A 19,486-nucleotide genomic window follows, 5' to 3' on the forward strand; every position below is an offset into this window, starting at 1 on the left:
CTGCGGCGATGCGCAGCGCCCGGGTCAGGGGTAGCGGCTCAGATCCAGCCGCCCAGGCCGAGGCCGGGCAACTGGATGGCCAGCAGCTTGCCGAACAGCCAGTAGACCGGCGCGGCAATGGCGATGCCGGTCAGCGCGTCGCGCACCCAGCTGCGCAGGCCGTTCAGCCGGTCGCCACGGGCGATCTGGAAACCGCGCGCGGCCAGCAGGAAACACAGCGCGCAGGCCAGCACGAAGCCGATGCGGGTGATCAGCGCCGCGTTGAGCAGGATGCCGGCGGAGACCCAGGCAAAGCCGATCCAGTGGCCCCGCTCGTCGCCGTCCGGCCCGTCGAAGGCCCGGAAGCCGCCGACCAGACCGTGCGCCACCAGCAGCACGCCGCAGACCAGCAGCAGCGCGCTGACCGCCAGCGGCAGGAAGTTCGGCCCGACGCCGCCGTAGCCGGCTTCGGACGGCAGCGCCAGGGCACCGCCGCCGTAGAGCAGCGCGATCACGACGACGCCCGCACCGACGCCAGTCTGTGCGAGCCGGTCGCTCACGAAACCATCCCGGCCTTGGTCATCACGTCACGCAGGCTGGCGAACTCGGCGTCGACGAACTTGGCGAAGTCGGGACCGGCCATGAAGGCAGGCGTCCACTTGTTGAGGGCCATCGCGTCGACCCAGGGCTTGCTCTTGAACATCTGCGTGACCAGGTCGGTCAGCGCCTTTTGCTGCTCGGCGCTGATGCCAGGGGCCGCGTAGACGCCGCGCCAGTTGCCGATCTCGACGTTGATGCCCTGCTCCTTGAGCGTGGGGATCGTGGTGCCCGACAGGCGCTCGGCCGAGGTCACCGCGATCGCGCGCATCTTGCCGCTGGCGATGTACTCGTCGAACTCGCTGAAGCCGCTGCCGCCGACCGTGACGTTGCCGCCCAGGATCGCGGCAACCGCCTCACCGCCGCCCCGGAAGGCGACGTAGTTGATCTTGGCCGCATCGACGCCGACATCGCGGGCGATCATGGCCGCCGCGATGTGCTCGGTGGAACCGCGCGAGCCGCCGCCCCACTTGACGCTGCCGGGGTCCTTCTTCATCTGATCGACCACGTCCTTCATGGTCTTGAAGGGCGAGCTGGCCGGCAGCACGAAGACGTTGTATTCGCTGGTCAGGCGGGCGATCGGCGTGGCCTGCTTGAGGTCGACCGGCGGCTTGCCGGTGATCAGGCCGCCGAGCATGACCGCACCCATCACCATCAGCGCGTTCGGGTCGCCCTTGCTGGCGTTGACGAACTGCGCCAGGCCGATGGCACCGGCGGCGCCGCCCTTGTTCTCGAACTGCACCGACGCGGCCAGACCGGCGTCCTGCAGCGCCTTGCCGATGGCACGGCCGGTGCTGTCCCAGCCGCCACCCGGGTTGGCCGGGATCATCATCTTCAGGTTGGCGGACGCGCGGGCTGCCATGGGCAGGCCGCCGACCAGGGCGAGGGCGCCCAGGGACTTCAGGAAGGTGTCTCGACGCATGGTGCGGGTCTCCGTTGTCGTGTGGCTGGAAGGACAGAATCGAAGCCTGAATGGTGCCGACGCTGGCTGTCGATCGGCTGTCCGGAACCTCGGGGAAAACACGGGCCAGGCTCATGAAACTGCTGCTGATCGAAGACAACCCGGCGATGCAGACCACGCTGCAGCGCGCCTTTGAGCGCACCGGCGCCCAGGTGGTGGCCTGCGGCGATGGCGCGCGCGCGCTCGATCGCTGGCGGGCCAGCGTGCCCGATGTCGTGCTGCTGGACCTGAGCCTGCCGGGTCTGGACGGCCTGGAGGTGCTCAGCCGCGCCCGTGCTGAGGGGCTGGACACGCCGGTGCTGATCCTGACCGCGCGCAGCGCCGTTGGCGACCGTGTGCTGGGTCTGAACACCGGCGCCGACGACTACCTCGCCAAGCCCTTCGACCTTGACGAGCTGGACGCCCGGGTGCGCGCGCTGGCACGCCGTCGCATGGCCGCGCCACATGTCGCGCCGGTCTACTGCGGCTTGCAGGTCGATGCCGACAGCGGCGCGGTCTATGCCCACGGCCAGGCGCTCGAACTGGCCCCGCGCGAGGCCGCCCTGCTGCGCGCGCTGCTGGCGCGGCCGGGCCAGGCGGTGGCCAAGGACCGGCTGTTCGAGCTGGTCTTCGCCGGCGAGGTGGACGTCCAGCCCGATGCGATCGAGGTGGTGGCCTACCGGCTGCGCAAGCGTCTGGCCACCACCGGTGCCAAGCTGGTGACGCTGCGCGGTCTGGGCTATCTGCTGGCGCCGCAAGACGCCGGCGGTGCCGAAACATGAGCCCTACGCTGGCCTGGCGCTGGGCCCACCTGTCGATGCGCGGCCGGCTGCTGGCCGGTGTGCTGCTGCCGGTCGTGCTGCTGATGACCATCAACGCCTGGAGCCTCTACCGCGAAGCCCTGCAGGCCGCTGACCTGGCCTACGACCGCACGCTGCTGGCGTCGGCCAAGACCATCGGCGAGCTGCTCGACATCGAGGCCGGCGGGCAGGGCCCGCAGCTGCGGGCGACCGTGCCCTATGCCGCCCTGGAAGCCTTCGAGGCCGACAACCGCAGCCGCATGTATTTCAAGGTCACCGGCTTTGCCGGCGAGATGGTCTCGGGCTTCGAGGACCTGCCGGTCTGGCGCGGCCAGATCCCGATGCGCGGACCCTATGCGGCGCTGGTCGACTTCTACGACGACAGCTTTCGCGGCGAGCCGGTGCGGGTGGCCGTGCTGCTGCAGCCGGTGGCCGGACAGGCCGGCCACGGCATGGCGACGGTCCAGGTGGCCGAGACGCTGGAGCTGCGCCAGACGCTGGCGCGCGAGATGCTGTGGGCGACGCTGTGGCGCCAGCTGCTGCTCTTGGCCGTCATCAGCGCGGTGGTGTCCTGGGTGGTGCAGCGTGCGACCCTGCCGGTGCGCGCGCTGAGCGCGGCGATCGAGGCCCGTCCGGCCGACGATCTGAGCGCCCTGCCGGTCGACGAGGCGCCGCGCGAGCTGCAGCCGCTGATCGTCGCCACCAACGACGTGATGGCCCGGCTGGCGAGCCTGCTGGCGCGCCAGAAGCGCTTCATCCGCGATGCCTCGCACCAGCTGCGCACGCCGCTGGCGGTGCTCAAGACCCAGGTCCAGTCGGCCCTGCGGGGCGACATCGCGTCGACCCAGGCCTTGCGCGAGATTGGCGTGACCGTGGACGGCGCGACCCGGCTGGCCAACCAGCTGCTGGCGCTGGCCAAGCTGGAACAGGCCCGCCACGACCAGCCGCCCGAGTCGCTCGACCTGGCCCTGCTGGTGCGCGACGTGGCGCTGGACCTCGCGCCGCTGATCGCCGAGAAGGCGCTCGAGTTCGAGCTGCTGGCCGATCGGCCGGTGCCGGTGCACACCCACGCATGGATGGTCCGCGAGCTGACCCGTAACCTGCTGCACAACGCGCTGCGGGCATCGCCCCGGGGCGGCTCCTTGCAGATCGAGGTGATGGCCGAGCCACGACCGGCGCTGTTCATCCGCGACAGCGGACCCGGCCTGAGTCCCGCCCAGCGCGCCCGCCTGTTCGAGCCCTTCCACAGCAGCACGCAGGGCGGCAGTGGCTTGGGCCTGCACATCTGCCGCGAGATCGCCGAGCAGCTTGGCGCGACGCTGGCGCTGGACGACCGGCTCGGGCCGAACGGACAGCGCATCGGCCTGTCGGCGAGCGTCAGCCTGCCGGGCTGACGGTCAGGCCGGGCTCAGAGGCCGGCCCAGGCCTTCGGGCGCGCGGCGTCCAGGCCGCAGACCTGCAGCACCCGCTCGACCGTCTCGTCGACCAGCTCGTCGATGCTCTGGGGCCGGTGATAGAAGGCCGGCAGCGGCGGGAAGACCACCGCGCCCATCTCGGTGACCGAGACCATGTTGCGCAGGTGGGCCAGGTTGAAGGGCGTCTCGCGCACCATCAGGACCAGCCGGCGGCGTTCCTTGAGCGTCACGTCCGCCGCGCGGGTCAGCAGGTTGTCGCCGTAGCCGTGGGCGACGGCGGCCAGCGTCTTCATCGAGCAGGGCGCGATCACCATCGCATCGGTCGCGTAGCTGCCGCTGGCGATGCAGGCGCCGACCTCGCCGGGGCCGTGGGCCTGATCGGCCAGGGACTCCAGACCGGACCGGTCCAGGCCCAGCTCGTGGTGCACGTTCAGGATGCCGGCCGGCGTGGCGACCAGGTGGGTCGCGACGCCGAGTTCACGGGCGCGCTGCAGCAGCCGCACGCCGTAGACAGCACCCGAGGCGCCGGTCAGGCCGACGACCAGCCGAGGTGCGGCGGCTGACAACGACGAGGGCAAGCGCCTCAGCCCTTGATGAGCGTCTGCAGCTCGCCGGCTTGGAACATCTCCATCATGATGTCCGAGCCGCCGACAAATTCGCCGTTGACGTAGAGCTGCGGGATGGTCGGCCAGTTGGCGTAGTCCTTGATGCCCTGGCGGATCGCCTCGTCCTCCAGCACGTTGACGGTGGTCAGGCCGTCGACGCCGCAGGCCTTCAGGATCTGGATCGCGCGGCCGGAGAAGCCGCACATCGGGAACTGCGCGGTGCCCTTCATGAAGAGCACGACAGGGCTGGACTTGACGATCTCGTCGATGCGTTGCTGGACAGGGTTCATGGTGTTCGGGCGTGTTCGGTAGGGCCAGGGCGGACCTGTCACACGCAGGTCCGGGAGACCGGGTTTATAAGCGAAAGCGGATGCATCGCCGCCCGTTGGGGCCTCTGCCGGCGATGCGGGTCGATCAGAAGGCGTAGGACACGCCCACCTGCAGCATCGGCAGCCAGCGCAGGTCGCCGACGCTGGCGTCCTCCATCGACGCGCCGGAGCGGTTCAGGCGCAGGCCTTCGCTGCCGTCACGCGTGCCCAGCAGGCCGAGGTCCGCCTTCACGCCCCAGCCCGTGCGGTCCAGGCCGAGCGTGTAACCCAGGCCAAGGTAGGGCAGCGTGCCGGCCTCGCGTGCCGGCGCCTGCCACTGCATCTGGATCTGGCTGCGCGGCGACAGGCCGATCAGGCCGCCGGTCGCCCGCAGGCCACTGTCCATGCCCACGCTCGAACCGGATCGGGGCCCGGGAGACGGCCTGAGGGCGCCGAAGTAGTAGTCACCCAGCAACTGCCAGGACACCCGGCCGCTGCGGCTGGGCAGGCGGTCCCGGTCGACGGGGCCGAGGTCCAGCCGGGCGACCCAGCCTTGACCGTCGATGCGCAGGCTGCCGGGCTCGGCGCGCAGCTGCAGCGGTGCCGAACGATCAACGTGTTCATCGGCTTGCGCCGTCATCGGGGCCGACAGCCCGGCCAACAGCAGCGTGGCGATCAAGGCGGATGTCGAGGCGAACGGACCCCGCCGGGCGACCTGTGCGAACACTCGGGCGTTGCGGGCGTTGCGGGCGGGAGAGCGGACCTGGGCGTGGAACTGCGGCCTCACGGGGAACTCCAGTCGCGGCAGGCGGGGCGCCTGTCATGCAGGCATGCTACGCCTGGGTTTGTGCGGTGTGTGTTGCGTCTGGTGCAACAAGGTTTACTGGCCGGACCGAGCGGGCGCCGGACCTGAACGATGTCACGTCTGGCGGTGCTGCCAGCGTGCCCCGGTGCAGCGCCGGTGCCCGCCCAGGTCCTGCCGGTGGCCGATGGCTTGCCAGCCGCTGGCCGCGAACAAGGCGGCCACCGCGTCGGCCTGGTCGTGGCCGTGTTCGAGCAGCAGCCAGCCACCGTCGTGCAGGTGGGCCGGCGCACCGTCGACCAGCACACGCAGGTCGTCCAGGCCGTCCGGGCCGGACACCAACGCCTCGATCGGCTCATGGCGCAGGTTGACCAGGTGCGGGTCGTCGGCGCGGATGTAGGGCGGGTTGCTGACGATCAGGTCGACGCGCTCGCCGGCCAGCGGTGCGAACCATGAGCCGCAGCGCCAGTCGACCGCCAGGCCCAGCCGCTTGCCGTTGTGGCGCGCCACCGCCAGGGCAGCCGCACTGCGGTCGACCGCCGTGACGCGGGCGGCGGCGTGCCGGTGCTGGATCGCCAGCGCGATGGCGCCGCTGCCGGTGCCGAGGTCGACCACGGCGGGCGACGGCGCGGGGTGATGGCGCAACAGGTCCAGCGCCCAGTCGACCAGCGTCTCGGTGTCGGGGCGCGGGTCCAGCACGTCGGGCGTGACCTGCAGCTCCAGGCCGTGGAAGCCGTGCCGGCCGGTCAGGTAGGCCACCGGCACGCCGGCCGCACGTCGTGTGCACCAGTCGGACCAGCGGCGCGCCTCGTCGGCGCTCAGCACATGGTCGTCGTGGATCAGCAGCCAGCTGCGCGTGCGCTGCAGCAGTTCGGCCAGCAGCAGGTCGCGGTCGATGCGGTCCAGGCCGGCCGCGCGGGCCTGGGCCAGCGCCGCGGCGACGCTCACGGCCGGCGCCGACGTCGTCATCCGCGCGCTTCCAGCTCGGCCAGCTGCTCGGCCGCCTGCGCGGCCTGCAGCGCGGCGGTCAGCTCGCCGAGTTCGCCGTCCATCACCGCGCCGAGCTTGTAGAGCGTCAGGTTGATGCGGTGATCGGTCACCCGGCCCTGCGGAAAGTTGTAGGTCCGGATGCGGTCGCTGCGGTCGCCGCTGCCGACCAGGCTGCGCCGGGTCGCCGCCTCGCGCTCGGCCCGGGCGCTGCGTTCGCGCTCATGGATGCGCGCGGCCAGCACCTGCATCGCGCGGGCCTTGTTGCGGTGCTGCGAGCGGTCGTCCTGGCACTCGGCCACGATGCCGGTGGGCAGGTGCGTGATGCGCACCGCCGAGTCGGTCTTGTTGATGTGCTGGCCACCGGCGCCGCTGGCGCGGTAGGTGTCGATGCGCAGGTCGGCGGGGTTGATCGCCACCTCGGCGGCCTCGTCCGGCTCGGGCAGCACGGCCACCGTGCAGGTGCTGGTGTGGATGCGGCCTTGTGATTCGGTCGTCGGCACGCGCTGCACGCGGTGACCGCCGGACTCGTACTTGAGCGCCTCGTAGACCGCCTCGCCCTCGATGCGCACGACCACTTCCTTGTAGCCGCCGAGGTCGGATTCGCTGGCCGACAGGATCTCGCTGCGCCAGCCCTGTCGCTCGGCATGGCGCAGGTAGAGGCGCAGCAGGTCACCCGCAAACAGCGCCGACTCGTCGCCGCCGGTGCCGGCACGGATCTCCAGGAAGGCGTTGCGCGCGTCGTCCTCGTCACGCGGCAGCAAGGCGGTGTGCAGCGACTGTTCGAGCGCCGCCAGGCCGGCTTCGGCGGCCTCGATCTCGGCGCGGGCCAGCTCGGCCATGTCGGGGTCGTCGAGCATCGCCCGGGCGTCCACCAGCGTCTGCTCATGGCCTTGGTAGGCCTGCCAGCGTTCGACCAGCGACGACACCCGCGCATGCTCGCGGTTCAGGCCACGCAGCGTGGCGATCTGCTGGCCGATGGCCGGATCGGCCAGCGCGGCGTCGATCTCGGCCAGGCGCAGGCTCTGGCGGTCGAGCTGCTGGCGCAGGAAGGGGGACATGGCGGAGGCGGGCAGGGCCCGGGGAAGAAGGCGGCGGGGACGGTCGACGCAGGTCCGTCGAGGGCGTTGACGGCAGCCGTGTCGCTAGGACTCGTCGCCGCCGTCTTGCGCACCGGCGCGCCCGGGCCGGCGTGTCTCGCCGCGCAGGAACAGCCGCGAGACCACTTCAGCGGTCATCGCCCGCTGGTTGGGGTCGGCGTTGTGCAGCTCGGCCAGCGCGCCGTGCAGCATCTTCTGGGTCAGCCCGCGCGACAGGGCGTCGAGCACCGCGTCGACGTCCGAGCCCTTGGCTAGCAGCTTGCGGGCCCGCGCGATCTCGGCCGCGCGCCAGGCGTCGGCCTGGGCGTTGAGCGACTGGATCAGCGGCACCGTGGCGCGCTGGGCCAGCCAGTGCACGAAGTTCTGCACGCCCGCGTCGATGATGGCCTCGGCCTGCGCCACGGCGGCCTGACGCTTCTCGCCGGCGGTCTGGACCAGCGCCGACAGGTCATCGACGGTGTAGAGGTAGACGTCGTCGAGCTGGGCGATCTCGGGCTCGATGTCGCGCGGCACGGCCAGGTCGACCATGAACATCGGCCGGCGCTTGCGGGCCTTCAGGGCCCGTTCGACGGCACCCAGGCCGATCAGCGGCAGCGTGCTGGCGGTGCAGGAGACGACCGCGTCGAACTCGTGCAGGCGGGCCGGCAGATCGGCCAGGCGCATGGCCTCGGCGCCGAAGTGGCTGGCCAGCTTCTCGCCACGTTCGAGGGTGCGGTTGGCGATGGTGATGTGCTTGGGCGCCTTGGCCGCGAAGTGGGTCGCGGCCAGCTCGATCATCTCGCCCGCGCCGACAAACAGGATGCGGATCTTGTGCAGGTCCTCGAACAGCTGGCCGGCCAGGCGCACGGCCGCCGCCGCCATGCTGATCGAGTGCGAGCCGATCTCGGTCGAGGTGCGGACCTCCTTGGCGACCGAGAACGAGCGCTGGAACATCTGGTGCAGCGTCGTGCCGAGCGTGCCGGCGGCATCGGCCTCGCGCACGGCCTGCTTCATCTGGCCCAGGATCTGCGGCTCGCCCAGCACCATCGAGTCCAGCCCGGAGGCGACCCGGAAGACGTGCCGGGCGGCTTCGTGGCGTTCCATCACGTGGGTGTGGCGGCGCAGGTCATCGGTGCTGACGCCGCCGTGCGTGGCCAGCCAGTCGAGCACCGGCACGACCAGCTGATGGGCCTGGCCGGGATCGGCCGCGACATACAGCTCGGTGCGGTTGCAGGTCGACAGCAGCGCCACTTCGGGCTCGGCCCTTTGCAGCCCGCCGCGCAGGCCCTGCAGGGCCGGACCGAGCTGGTCGAGCGTGAAGGCGAACCGGCCACGCAGGTCGACCGGCGCGGTGTGGTGGTTCAGGCTGAGGGCGAAGACGCTCATGGCGCGATTGTAAGATTTCGGGTCCTTGCGTCGCCTGGATCCAGACGCAAGTTTCAACTTCTGACCGCTGCTTGCAGACGGGCGCCACGCCACCGCGTTTCTCCAAGTGACCACCCGCCATGGGCTTCCTCGACGCGCTCGATCACCTGCTGAACTTTATGCTGCCGGCGCTGGTGCTGGCCGCCTTGACGGCCGCCCTGGCCAAGCTGCTCTGGCGCGACGCACTGGCCGGCGTGGCGTGGCAGCGGCTGGCGCTGCATGCCGGCTGCGGTGGCCTGATCGCGCTGGTCGGCGGCCTGTTGCTGCAGGGCCGTGACGGCCGCATGTCGACCTGGGCCGCGCTGGTCGTGGCCAACGCGATCGGCCTGTGGTGGGTCGGCTTCGGGCCCGGCCGGCGACGCGCCTGATCAGGCGTCGCGCACGAGCTCGCCGTCGCGCCGCAGCGCGCCGCTGCCCAGCAGGTCGGCCAGCAGGTCCTCGAACCAGTCCTCGACCCGGCCGGCGACCCCGGCGGCGCGCTGCGTCGCGGCCACCAGCGGCGTCTCGCGGCCCCAGCGGCGCAGCTCGACCAGCGCCTGCTCGCCGACCTCCATCAGGTGGTACTTCACCAGCACCTTGCCCGCGTGACGGGCATGGCGTGACGGGTCGGCGCGGTGGTTGGCCAGGCGGCTGCGGGCGCGGGCCAGCGCGCCGGTGACATCCTCGAAAGGCGCGCCGTGGCCCGGCACGACGCAGCGCACCGGCAGGCGCTCGATCAGGTCCAGCACCTCGCCGACCTCGTCGAAGCCGGACTCGCCGTCCAGCTCCGGAAAGACCACGCCAAAGCCGTTCTCCCACAGCGCATCGGCCGACAGCAGCACACCGTGCTGCGGCTCGAACAGCAGCACCGAATCCGGGTCATGGCCGGGCGCGGCCAGCACGTCCCAGGCGAGGCCGCCCACCTGCAGGGGCACGCCGGGCTGCAGCACCGCATCGACCTCGAAGCGCGGGCAGAACTGGCCGGTGGCGCGGTAGCTCAGCGCGGCCTCGTCCCAGTCGCGCACGGCGCCCGCCTGGCCGGGCGGCACCCAGACCTCGGCGCCGAAGGCCGTGCGCAGCCGGGCATTGCCGCCGCAGTGGTCCGAATGCAGGTGGGTGTTGACGAGTCGACCGAGCCGCGCGTCGGGTCCGCCCGCTGCGTGCAAGGCATGGCGCACCAGCGCCTCGGTCTGCGCCGCGTGCACGCCGTGGCCGCTGTCGACCAGCACCGCCGGCTCGCCCGGCAGGCCGTGCAACAGCGTGTTGTTGGACGACAGCCAGCCGCGCTGCAGGACGCTCAGGTGCGTGGGCAGCGGGGCCACTGCGTGTCGGCTGGAAACGTCAACGCTCATGGGCAGCTCGGTCTTCTACAAGTTCCGGTGATTGTCGGTGGCAGGTCGGCCACTTAGTTTCGAGCGGCTTTCCAACCCACCACGACAGGGAGACCCGCATGACCCGCACCTTCGATCCGCTCGCCGCCGCCGCGCTGGCCTTGTGCGCCACCGGCCTGCCGGCGCAGGCCAACCAATCGCTTTTCACCCCCGGCTACGGCCTGACGGTCGGTCCGGTCTTCAACCGCAACAACCTCAGCTCGGCGGGCTACAACCCGGCCAACGCCGTCCGCCTGGTCGACGCCGATGAATCGGTCCGCTTCGGGCTGATGCAGGCCGGCGCGCAGTACACGCTCGGCGAGATCGATGACCTGCAGAAGCAGCTCGACGCGATGGACGCGGCGGTGCAGGCCGCGCGCGACCAGCCCCTGACGGCGCAGGCGCGCGTCGATCAGATCAACACACTCTTGCCCAATCTGGAGAAGGGCGCCCGCATCCACCTCGCCGCCGGCGGCAGCCTGCTGACGCCGCTGCTGATCCGCAGCGTACGCCTGGGCGGCGTCTTCTCGGTGGTGGCCAATGCGCAGGTCCAGGTGGCCGGGCAGTTCCTGGGACGGGATGCCGAGCTCGCCGTGGATGCCGGCAACCAGACGGTCGGTCTGAAGACCCGCTCCGGCTTCGACGTCCGCGTCGCCCGCCTGACCCAGCTCGCGCTCGGCTACGGCACCGAGCTGACCCGCCGGCTCGACATCAACGCCAACCGCGGCCAGCTCGACGCCGGTCTGCGCCTGAACGTCTACCAGGCCAAGCTCTATCGCCAGGTGGTCGGCTTCACCGACGAGAACGGCAATGGCAACAGCGGCAGCGGCGGCAGCACCTTCTCGCAGGACAGCGTCGACAGCCGCAGCGCATCGGCCGTGGGTGTCGACCTGGGCGTGGCCTGGACGGCGACGAACTACCAGTTGGGCGCAACCCTCTACAACATCGGCCAACCCACTTTCCGATACCCCGATCCCCTGCAGGACACCTCGGCGGTCAACCGATATGCCGCCGCTGGGCTGAGCGCCGAACAGGCCAACGCCCAGGTCGCGCTCAAGACGCACCTCGTGCTCGAAGGCTCGCTCTACAGCGACAACAAGCGCTGGCTGGGCCAGACCAGCCTGGCGCTCAACGAGACGCCCGACGTGGTCGGCGAACCGCAGCGGCTGGCGAGCCTCTCGCTCAGCTACAACGCCGAGCGTTTCGAGGGCTCCTTCGGCACGTTGCTGAACTACATCGTGCCGAGCGTGCGGCTGGGTCTGCGCAAGAACCTCGCCGGTAGCCGCCTGGGCAGCACCGGCCTCGGCTTCAGCTGGGGCATCGTCAACCTTGACTTCCACCAGAGCCAGCAGAAGGTCAGCGCCGATGGCGGCAGCGTGCCGCGCAGCGCCGGCGCGTCGCTGTCGGTGACGGAGAAGTTCTGATGGCCGCGGACCTACCGCCCTCGGACGCTCGCGACACCCGGGCCGCGATGCCCGAGTCCGGCTATTCCTACTTCGTGGGCGTGGCCGTGCAGCGCCTGAGCTACGAGGAATACGCGTCGACCCTGCCGGTGCGCAGCAAGGCCGTCGTCAACAACCCGCTGCTGGTCAGCGGTGCCCTGTATGCGTTGGCGCCGGATGTGCTGTTCTCGCTCGACAACGAGACCAGCTTCGCGCCGGTCAGCGGGCGCGAGACATGGACCGCGCCGGTGGGTACACGCTTTCCCGTCACCGGACAGCCCGACATCGTGACCACCGTGCCGGTGGTGCAGACCAACGGCGTGCGCATCAGCGACAGCACCACCCGCCTGCTGGGCCAGATCCGGCTGCGCGGCCCCTGGTTCGTGTCGACCGGTCCGGCCTTCCACAGCCAGTCCTTCCGGCGCTACAGCTTTGCCGCCGGTGTCGACCAGGCCGTGGATGTCGCCACTGGCGAGACCATCGAAGAAACCTCTGCCGAACTCTTGTGGCACCTCGGCCTGGGCTACGAGAGCGAGCGCGTGCGGGGCACGCCCGTGCACCTGGCTGGGCGCGTGGGCGTGGCGGTGCCGGTCTGGCGCAAGGTCGAGAACACGGCGCACCCCGGCGTCATCTTTGGCAACACCCGGGGCGGCTACGACCTGGGCATCGAGGGTCGCGCCAGCATCGCCGTGTTCGACCATGTGCATCTGGGCCTGTGGGGCCGGCTGCAGACCTCGGCGCGGCCGGTCGACCAGCAGGGCAAGCTGGAATTGCCGCGCACCCGCCAGGGCAATCGGTCGATCGGCGTCGAATTCCTCTGGAAGCTCTGACCAGCCCTGTCTTCTGGCGGCTCAGCCGCGCGTGACGACCTCGCCACGCAGCGAATGCGGGTAGGCCCGCGTGATGGCCACGTCGACCATCTGACCGACCAGCCGGTCGCGCTGCGGGCCGCCGTCGAAGTTGACGATGCGGTTGCAGGCCGTGCGGCCCATCAGCTCGGCCGGATCGCGCCGGCTCGGGCCTTCGACCAGGATGCGCTGGACCGTGCCGACGCGGCTGTCGCTGATGCGGCGCACGTTCTCCTCGATGCGCGCCTGCAGCTGCTGCAGGCGGGCCAGCTTGACGTCCTGCGGTGTGTCGTCCTGCAGCGCCGCAGCCGGTGTGCCGGGGCGCGGGCTGAAGACGAAGCTGAAGCTGGCGTCGAAGCCGATCTCGTCGATCAGCTTCATCGTGCGGGCGTGGTCGTCCTCGGTCTCGCCGGGGAAGCCGACGATGAAATCGGTCGACAGGCTGATGCCGGGCCGGATCGCACGCAGCTTGCGGATCGTGCTCTTGTATTCGAGGGTGGTGTATCCGCGCTTCATCGCCATCAGGATGCGGTCCGAGCCGTGCTGAACCGGCAGGTGCAGGTGGTCGACCAGCTGCGGCACGCTGGCGTAGACGTCGATCAGGCGCTGCGTGAACTCGTTGGGATGGCTGGTGGTGTAGCGGATGCGCTCGATGCCGGGGATCTCGGCCACGTACTCGATCAGCGTGGCGAAGTCGGCGATCTCGGCACTGCCGCCCATCGGACCGCGGTAGGCGTTGACGTTCTGGCCCAGCAGCGTGACCTCGCGCACGCCCTGGTCGGCCAGGCCGGCGACCTCGGTCAGCACCTCCTCGAAGGGCCGGCTGAACTCCTCGCCGCGGGTGTAGGGCACGACGCAGTAGGAGCAGTACTTGCTGCAGCCTTCCATGATCGACACAAAGGCCGACGAGCCCTCGACGCGGGCTGGCGGCAGGTGGTCGAACTTCTCGATCTCGGGGAAGCTGATGTCGACCTGCGGGCGGCCCTGCGTGCGGCGGCGCTCCAGCAGCTGTGGCAGGCGGTGCAGGGTCTGCGGCCCGAACACCACGTCGACATAGGGCGCGCGCTCGATGATGGCCGCGCCTTCCTGGCTCGCCACGCAGCCGCCGACGCCGATCATCACGCCACGCGCCTTCAGGTGCTTGACGCGGCCGAGGTCGCTGAAGACCTTCTCCTGCGCCTTCTCGCGCACCGAGCAGGTGTTGAAGAGGATCAGGTCGGCCTGCTCCGGATCGTCGGTGGGCGTGTAGCCCTGCGCCGCGTTCATGACGTCGGACATCTTGTCCGAGTCGTATTCGTTCATCTGGCAGCCGAAGGTCCGGATGTAGACCTTCTTCGTGGCGGGCTCGACGGCCGCTGCGGTGGGGGCGTCCAAGGCGGACGCGGCGGGGAGTTCTTGGGTCATCGGGTGGCGCCTCGGTGATGGTGTAGAGCCAGCGGCTGCGCGGGGTCGAACGGGAAGGGCGCGGAGTTTATCGCCCGGTGGCATCCCGCCCAGGGACGAGGCCGTGACCTGCGGCAGGCCCAGGTTGCAATCGTTTTCGGAAATCGGGGTAACCCTGATTCAGCCGGCGCGAGACCGGGCCGAAGAGACGACCTCAGCCGTCTGCGCATCATCCGAGAAGGATCGACATGTCGACCATCGCCAACACCGCCACCACCGCTACCGCCAACAGCGCCAAGTCCCCCACGTCGCTGCCCGTCGAGGCCGACTGGGACGATTTCCTGCACCACGTCAAACACGAGATCACGGACTTGGCCGACGAACTGCTGCTAGCGCTGTCGACCCAGCCGGGCATCGAGATCGACCAAGACCTGGCCAGCCTGATGCGCTCGATGGACGAGCTGTTGCGGCTCTACCGAAACCGCAGCGACGTGGACCGGGTCGAGTTCGACAGGACGCTTGGCGCGGTCGACGACTGAATACAGGACTGGAAACGGAAAGGCCCCGAAGTCTTTCGACGTCGGGGCCTTCTGATCTGGTGGCGCTTCAGGGATTCGAACCCCGGACCTGCGGATTATGATTCCGTCGCTCTAACCGGCTGAGCTAAAGCGCCTTGAGCCCGCTAGTATAGTGAGGGCTTCGGTTGCTTGGCAAGCGTTTTTTGAGTCGCTCCGATTTGCAGCCAGGACCTCACGGCGGCTGGGCCTCTGGGCGGGGCGCGAACTCAACTTCCCAGGCGGGGGGTCGATAGCAGGGCTTCACTTTCTTCGGCTCATCCGAGCCCTGCCCAGGAGCCCTGCGTGACCTTCCGCTTGCCGTCGAATTCCCCGAACGTCCTCACCTCGCGCCTTGCGCGGCGCCCCTTTGCTGCTGCCTTGCTGCTGAGCGCCGTCGCCGGTGGCGTGCAGGCCAATCAGTCGCTCTTCAGCCCGGGCTACGGGCTGACGGTGGGCCCGGTCTTCAACCGCAACAACCTGAATTCCTCCGGCTACAACCCGGCCAATGCGCAGCGCCTGGTCGATGCCAGCGAGTCGGTCCGCGTCGGCCTGCTGCAGGCGGGTGCGCAGTACACGCTGGGTGATGTGGACGACCTGCAGAACAGCCTGGACCGCATCGACGCGGCCGTGACCGCCGCTCGCAGCGCCGGTTCCCAGGTGGCTGCGCAGGCCCAGCTCGACATCGTCAACGGCCTGCTGCCGACGCTGGACCGTGGCGGGCGCTTCAGCGTGTCGGGCGGAGGGTCCTTGCTCACGCCGCTGCTGATCCGCAGCGAGAAGCTGCAGGGTGTCTTCAGCCTGCAGGCCCATGTGCAGGCGCAGGCCGCGGGCCGGTTTCTCGCGGACAACGCCGTGCTGGTGGGGCCGGTGGGTGCGCCCACCGGGCTGAGCACCGCCTCGGCCTTTGACGTCAAGGCCGCGACCATCACCCAGCTCAGCCTGGGCTACAGCACCGAGGTCGGCCGCTGGTTCGGCCATGACGGTGCCAACGGCAAGCTCGACGGTGGTCTGCGACTGAACCGCTACCAGGCCCGGCTGTACCGCCAACTGGTGGGATTCACCGATGCAAACGGCAACAGCAACACCGGCAACTTTGACCGCGACTCGGTCTCATCGCGCAGCGCCAGTGCGCTCGGTGTCGACCTGGGACTGAACTGGCAGGCCGAGAACTGGCAGGCCGGTGCGACGGTCTACAACCTCGGCCAGCCGAGCTTCGCCTACCCGGATCCGACCCGGGACGCCAACGCCGCCAACCAGTACGCGGCGACCACGCTGGCGGTCAATGGCCGCATCGACGCCCTCGACCAGGTCAAGCTCAAGACCCACCTGGTCCTTGAAGGCTCGATCCACACCGCCAACAAGCGCTGGATGCTGCAGACCAGCTACGCCGCCAACGAGACGCCGAACTTCGTGGGCGACCTGCAGAAGTTCGTCACCGCCTCGGTCAGCTACAACGCCGAACGGTTCGAGGGCTCGTTCGGCTCGCTGCTGAACTACCTGGTGCCGAGCATCCGGCTGGGCTGGCGCAAGAACATGGTCGGCGACAGGCTCGCCAGCCATGGCCTGGGCCTGAGCTGGGGCGTCGTCAACCTCGACGTGCAGGCCAGCCAGGCCAAGGTCCAGGCCGACGGCAGCCGCGTGCCACGCAGCGCCGGGGCCTCGTTGTCGATCGCCGAGAAGTTCTGAAGGGCGGACCCGGGATCAGCGCCCGTGCGGCATGTGGTTTGCTAAGGTTCACGCCCTCGAACCCACGTTCACCTCCTCTGCCGCACACACCATGAGCCACCTGCACGCTGTCCCCGGTCGCACCAAGAAACTCCCGCCGCTGCGCGTTGGCGTCGGCGGGCCGGTCGGGTCGGGCAAGACCACGCTGGTCGAGATGCTCTGCAAGACCATGCGTGAGCGCTGGGACTTGGTCGTCGTCACCAACGACATCTACACCAAGGAAGACCAGCGCCTGCTGACCGTGGCCGGCGCGCTGGACCCGGACCGCATCATGGGCGTGGAGACGGGCGGCTGCCCGCACACCGCGATCCGCGAGGACGCGTCGATCAACCTCGAGGCCGTCGACCGCATGCTCGAGAAGTACCCGGACGCCGACATCGTCTTCATCGAGTCGGGCGGCGACAACCTGGCGGCGACCTTCAGCCCCGAGCTGAGCGACCTGACGATCTACGTGATCGACGTCGCCGCCGGCGAGAAGATCCCGCGCAAGGGCGGGCCCGGCATCACCAAGAGCGACCTCTTCGTCATCAACAAGACCGACCTGGCGCCCCATGTCGGCGCCGACCTGGCGGTGATGGCGTCGGACACGAAGCGCATGCGTCCGACCCGGCCCTACGTGATGACCAACCTCAAGACCCGCGACGGCCTCGACGAGGTGGTCGCCTACATCGAGAAGCAGGGCCTGCTGGTGGCTTGATCCGCAGGCCTGAATCGCCGGCCTGACCCGGTGACAGTCCTGACTTGCGGCGGCGCGCGAGCCGCCTAGCATCGACTGGAGGCCGGGGCGTGGTGTTCCGGCCCTTCCATGTCGGGAGATGCCGCGTGAGCGACCAGATCAAGTTCCTGCTGTCCGAAGACCAGATGCCCAAGGCTTGGTACAACCTTGCCGCCGACCTGCCGGTGCCCTTGCCGGCCGTGCTGCACCCCGGCACGCTGCAGCCGGTCGGTCCGGACGATCTGGCCCCGCTGTTCCCGATGGCGCTGATCCAGCAAGAGGTCTCGACCGAGCGCTACATCGACATCCCCGAGCCGGTCCGCCAGATCTTCCGCCAGTGGCGCCCGGCGCCGCTCTACCGCGCCCGCCGACTCGAAGAAGCGCTCGGCACCCCCGCGAAGATCTACTACAAGTACGAAGGCGTCAGCCCGGCTGGCTCGCACAAGCCCAACACCGCGATCCCGCAGGCCTGGTTCAACCGCGAGGCCGGCATCCGCAAGCTGACGACCGAGACCGGCGCGGGCCAGTGGGGCACCTCGCTGAGCTTTGCCGGTGCGCTGTTCGGCATCGAGGTGCAGGTCTTCCAGGTCCGCGTGTCCTACGACCAGAAGCCCTATCGCCGCGCGGTGATGGAGACCTACGGCGCGCAGTGCGTGGCCTCGCCGTCCAACCTGACCCAGTCGGGTCGGGCCATCCTGGCGCAGCGGCCGGATCACCCCGGCAGCCTGGGCATCGCGATCTCCGAGGCGGTCGAACTGGCTGCGCAGCGCGAGGACACCAAGTACGCGCTGGGTTCGGTGCTCAACCATGTGCTGCTGCACCAGACCATCATCGGCGAGGAGGCCATCGCCCAGCTGGAGATGGCCGGCGATGACCCGGACGTGGTCGTCGGCTGCACCGGCGGCGGCTCCAACTTCGCCGGCATTGCCTTTCCCTTCCTCGGCCTGCAGCTGCGCGGTGGCGCGTCGGCCAAGAAGCGCCGCATCGTCGCGGTCGAGCCGGCGGCCTGCCCGAGCCTGACGCGTGGCAAGTACGCCTATGACTTCGGCGACACCGCCCACCTGACGCCGCTGACCAAGATGCACACGCTGGGCAGCACCTTCACACCGCCCGGCTTCCATGCGGGCGGGCTGCGCTACCACGGCATGGCGCCGATGGTGTCGCACCTGAAGGAGCTGGGCCTGATCGAGGCGACCGCCTACCACCAGAACGCCTGCTTCGAGGCCGGCGTGACCTTCGCCCGGGCCGAGGGCATCGTGCCGGCGCCGGAGGCCAACCACGCCGTCAAGGGTGCGATCGAGGAGGCCCTGCGCTGCAAGCGCGAAGGCCGCTCGGAGGTCATCTTGTTCAACCTGTGCGGCCACGGCCACTTCGACATGCAGGCCTACAGCGACTACTTCTCCGGCAAGCTGCAGGACCTGAACTACGACGAGTCCGAGCTGGCCATGGCCCTGGCGGGCCTGCCGTCGGTGCCGGCCTGATCAGTTCAGGCGCAGCGCATCGAGCTTCATCGCCCGCACCGCGCCGGCGCCGACCGAGGCGCCGAAGCGCTTGGCCAGTCGCTCGGCGACGTTCTCGTGCGGGGTGTAGTCGATGATGTTCTCGGCCTTGACGATCTCGCGGGCGACATAGTCCAGGTTGCCCAGACCGTCGGCAAGGCCGATCTTCACGGCCTCTTCGCCGTTCCAGAACAGACCGGAGAAGGTGTCTTCGGTCTCCTTGAGCTTGTCGCCGCGGCCCTGGCGGACCACGTCGATGAACTGCTGGTGGATCTGGTCGATCATGGCCTGGGCCAGCGCGCGCTGGCGTTCCGAGGCGGGCGAGAACGGGTCGAGCATGCCCTTGTTCTCGCCGGCCGTGATCAGGCGGCGCTCGACGCCGAGCTTGTCCATCAGGCCGGTGAAGCCGAAGCCGTCCATCAGCACACCGATCGAGCCGACGATGGACGCCTTGTCGACATAGATCGCGTCGGCGGCGGCGGCCACGTAGTAGGCGCCGGACGCGCAGCTTTCCTCGACCACCACGTAGAGCTGCTTGCCGTGCAGCTTCTTCAGCCGCTGCAGTTCGTCGTGGATGATCCCCGCCTGCACGGGGCTGCCGCCCGGCGAGTTGATGCGGATGACGACGGCGCGGGCGCCGACGTCCTCAAAGGCGCTCTTCAGGCCCGACAGCATCACCTCGGCGCTGGCCTCGGTGTCGGCGGCGATCTCGCCGCGCAGTTCGACCAGGGCGGTGTGCGGACCGCTCGGCGCGCTGGCCGGCGAGCCCTGGCTGACGAAGCCCCAGACCAGCACCGCGAAGGCCGCCAGCCAGCCCAGCCGGATGACGAGGTTCCAGCGCCGCGTGCTGCGCCGATCCTTCAGGTAGTCCTGGGCGAACTGTTCGATCAGGGCTTCGCTGGCGCTGCGTGCAGGGGCGGCGGGGGACGGGTTCACCGAACTGGCGGGCGAGGCGCTCGCGCCGCTGTCGGTGGCATCGGGGGTGTCGGGGTACATCGGGGCTCCGTGCGGCGCGTGCCGCAGGCAGATCG

The 19,486-nt window shown here is 70.0% G+C and carries 20 protein-coding genes and 1 tRNA gene; 9 read left to right on the forward strand and 12 right to left on the reverse strand.

Translation table 11 applies throughout. From position 1 onward, the window contains the following. Positions 1-38: 38 nt before the first annotated feature. The gene (locus tag EV685_RS17970; protein ID WP_130483443.1) at positions 39-539 is read right to left on the reverse strand and encodes a tripartite tricarboxylate transporter TctB family protein; all 501 of its coding nucleotides are present in this window, start codon (positions 537-539) and stop codon (positions 39-41) included. Further along, positions 536-1,498, reverse strand: coding sequence for a Bug family tripartite tricarboxylate transporter substrate binding protein (locus EV685_RS17975; RefSeq protein WP_130483444.1), 963 nt, complete (start codon positions 1,496-1,498; stop codon positions 536-538). Before EV685_RS17975 ends, EV685_RS17970 begins: the two co-directional genes overlap by 4 nt. Before the next feature lie 113 nt (positions 1,499-1,611). Here EV685_RS17975 and EV685_RS17980 point away from each other — a divergent pair, with 113 nt between their 5' ends. Continuing rightward, a complete protein-coding gene (locus EV685_RS17980; protein ID WP_130483445.1) occupies positions 1,612-2,298 on the forward strand; it encodes a response regulator in 687 nt (228 codons plus the stop codon). Next, positions 2,295-3,710 carry a sensor histidine kinase gene (locus tag EV685_RS17985; protein WP_130483446.1) on the forward strand — a complete coding sequence of 472 codons (1,416 nt, stop codon included), beginning with the start codon at positions 2,295-2,297 and terminating at the stop codon, positions 3,708-3,710. The genes EV685_RS17980 and EV685_RS17985 overlap by 4 nt, the downstream gene beginning before the upstream one ends. Before the next feature lie 14 nt (positions 3,711-3,724). On the opposite strand, the gene EV685_RS17990 is transcribed toward EV685_RS17985, so the two are convergent. The 6 genes from EV685_RS17990 to hemA all read right to left on the reverse strand — a co-directional run bounded on the left by EV685_RS17990 (position 3,725) and on the right by hemA (position 8,898). Continuing rightward, complete coding sequence (locus EV685_RS17990; RefSeq protein ID WP_242615659.1) at positions 3,725-4,309, reverse strand: UbiX family flavin prenyltransferase; 585 nt, start codon at positions 4,307-4,309, stop codon at positions 3,725-3,727. Between the two features lie 5 nt (positions 4,310-4,314). Further along, on the reverse strand, positions 4,315-4,626 hold the full coding sequence (grxD, locus tag EV685_RS17995; RefSeq protein WP_130483447.1) for a Grx4 family monothiol glutaredoxin: 312 nt from the start codon (positions 4,624-4,626) through the stop codon (positions 4,315-4,317). Positions 4,627-4,750: 124 nt separating this feature from the next. After that, on the reverse strand, positions 4,751-5,431 hold the full coding sequence (locus tag EV685_RS18000; protein WP_130483448.1) for a hypothetical protein: 681 nt from the start codon (positions 5,429-5,431) through the stop codon (positions 4,751-4,753). 132 nt (positions 5,432-5,563) lie between these two features. Next, positions 5,564-6,415: a peptide chain release factor N(5)-glutamine methyltransferase gene (gene prmC / locus EV685_RS18005; RefSeq protein ID WP_130483449.1), complete on the reverse strand. Its 852-nt coding sequence runs from the start codon at positions 6,413-6,415 to the stop codon at positions 5,564-5,566. Further along, a complete protein-coding gene (gene prfA, locus EV685_RS18010; protein WP_130483450.1) occupies positions 6,412-7,494 on the reverse strand; it encodes a peptide chain release factor 1 in 1,083 nt (360 codons plus the stop codon). The genes prmC and prfA overlap by 4 nt, the downstream gene beginning before the upstream one ends. An 84-nt stretch (positions 7,495-7,578) precedes the next feature. Continuing rightward, positions 7,579-8,898: a glutamyl-tRNA reductase gene (gene hemA / locus EV685_RS18015; RefSeq protein ID WP_130483451.1), complete on the reverse strand. Its 1,320-nt coding sequence runs from the start codon at positions 8,896-8,898 to the stop codon at positions 7,579-7,581. Between the two features lie 119 nt (positions 8,899-9,017). On the opposite strand from hemA, the gene EV685_RS18020 reads away from it, so the two are divergent. Continuing rightward, a complete protein-coding gene (locus EV685_RS18020) occupies positions 9,018-9,305 on the forward strand; it encodes a hypothetical protein (RefSeq protein ID WP_130483452.1) in 288 nt (95 codons plus the stop codon). Here EV685_RS18020 and EV685_RS18025 read toward each other — a convergent pair whose 3' ends face one another. Continuing rightward, a complete protein-coding gene (locus EV685_RS18025; protein WP_130483453.1) occupies positions 9,306-10,268 on the reverse strand; it encodes an MBL fold metallo-hydrolase in 963 nt (320 codons plus the stop codon). 98 nt (positions 10,269-10,366) lie between these two features. On the opposite strand from EV685_RS18025, the gene traF (EV685_RS18030) reads away from it, so the two are divergent. After that, on the forward strand, positions 10,367-11,710 hold the full coding sequence (gene traF / locus EV685_RS18030; RefSeq protein ID WP_130483454.1) for a conjugal transfer protein TraF: 1,344 nt from the start codon (positions 10,367-10,369) through the stop codon (positions 11,708-11,710). Beyond that, entirely contained in the window at positions 11,710-12,558 is an 849-nt protein-coding gene (locus EV685_RS18035) for a hypothetical protein (protein ID WP_130483455.1), read from the forward strand. Before traF (EV685_RS18030) ends, EV685_RS18035 begins: the two co-directional genes overlap by 1 nt. 21 nt (positions 12,559-12,579) lie before the next feature. On the opposite strand, the gene miaB is transcribed toward EV685_RS18035, so the two are convergent. Then, the gene (gene miaB, locus EV685_RS18040; protein ID WP_242615673.1) at positions 12,580-13,878 is read right to left on the reverse strand and encodes a tRNA (N6-isopentenyl adenosine(37)-C2)-methylthiotransferase MiaB; all 1,299 of its coding nucleotides are present in this window, start codon (positions 13,876-13,878) and stop codon (positions 12,580-12,582) included. A gap of 329 nt (positions 13,879-14,207) precedes the next feature. Between miaB and EV685_RS18045 the strand changes: the two genes are divergently transcribed. After that, positions 14,208-14,498, forward strand: a complete 291-nt coding sequence (locus EV685_RS18045) for a hypothetical protein (protein ID WP_130483457.1) — start codon at positions 14,208-14,210, stop codon at positions 14,496-14,498. Positions 14,499-14,555: 57 nt separating this feature from the next. On the opposite strand, the gene EV685_RS18050 is transcribed toward EV685_RS18045, so the two are convergent. Then, positions 14,556-14,632: transfer RNA gene (locus tag EV685_RS18050), tRNA-Met, on the reverse strand. Positions 14,633-14,819: 187 nt separating this feature from the next. Between EV685_RS18050 and traF (EV685_RS18055) the strand changes: the two genes are divergently transcribed. The 3 genes from traF (EV685_RS18055) (at position 14,820) to EV685_RS18065 (ending at position 18,437) form a co-directional block, all read left to right on the forward strand. Continuing rightward, entirely contained in the window at positions 14,820-16,202 is a 1,383-nt protein-coding gene (gene traF, locus EV685_RS18055; protein ID WP_165396850.1) for a conjugal transfer protein TraF, read from the forward strand. Positions 16,203-16,293: 91 nt separating this feature from the next. Further along, complete coding sequence (gene ureG, locus EV685_RS18060) at positions 16,294-16,938, forward strand: urease accessory protein UreG (RefSeq protein WP_130483459.1); 645 nt, start codon at positions 16,294-16,296, stop codon at positions 16,936-16,938. Between the two features lie 125 nt (positions 16,939-17,063). Further along, positions 17,064-18,437 (forward strand): TrpB-like pyridoxal phosphate-dependent enzyme, encoded by a 1,374-nt coding sequence (locus tag EV685_RS18065; protein ID WP_130483460.1) that lies wholly within the window; start codon positions 17,064-17,066, stop codon positions 18,435-18,437. On the opposite strand, the gene EV685_RS18070 is transcribed toward EV685_RS18065, so the two are convergent. Continuing rightward, positions 18,438-19,451 (reverse strand): S49 family peptidase, encoded by a 1,014-nt coding sequence (locus tag EV685_RS18070; protein ID WP_130483461.1) that lies wholly within the window; start codon positions 19,449-19,451, stop codon positions 18,438-18,440. Positions 19,452-19,486 lie beyond the last annotated feature (35 nt).

The sequence above is a fragment of the Sphaerotilus mobilis genome, assembly GCF_004216565.1.
GTDB classification, from domain to species: domain Bacteria; phylum Pseudomonadota; class Gammaproteobacteria; order Burkholderiales; family Burkholderiaceae_C; genus Sphaerotilus; species Sphaerotilus mobilis.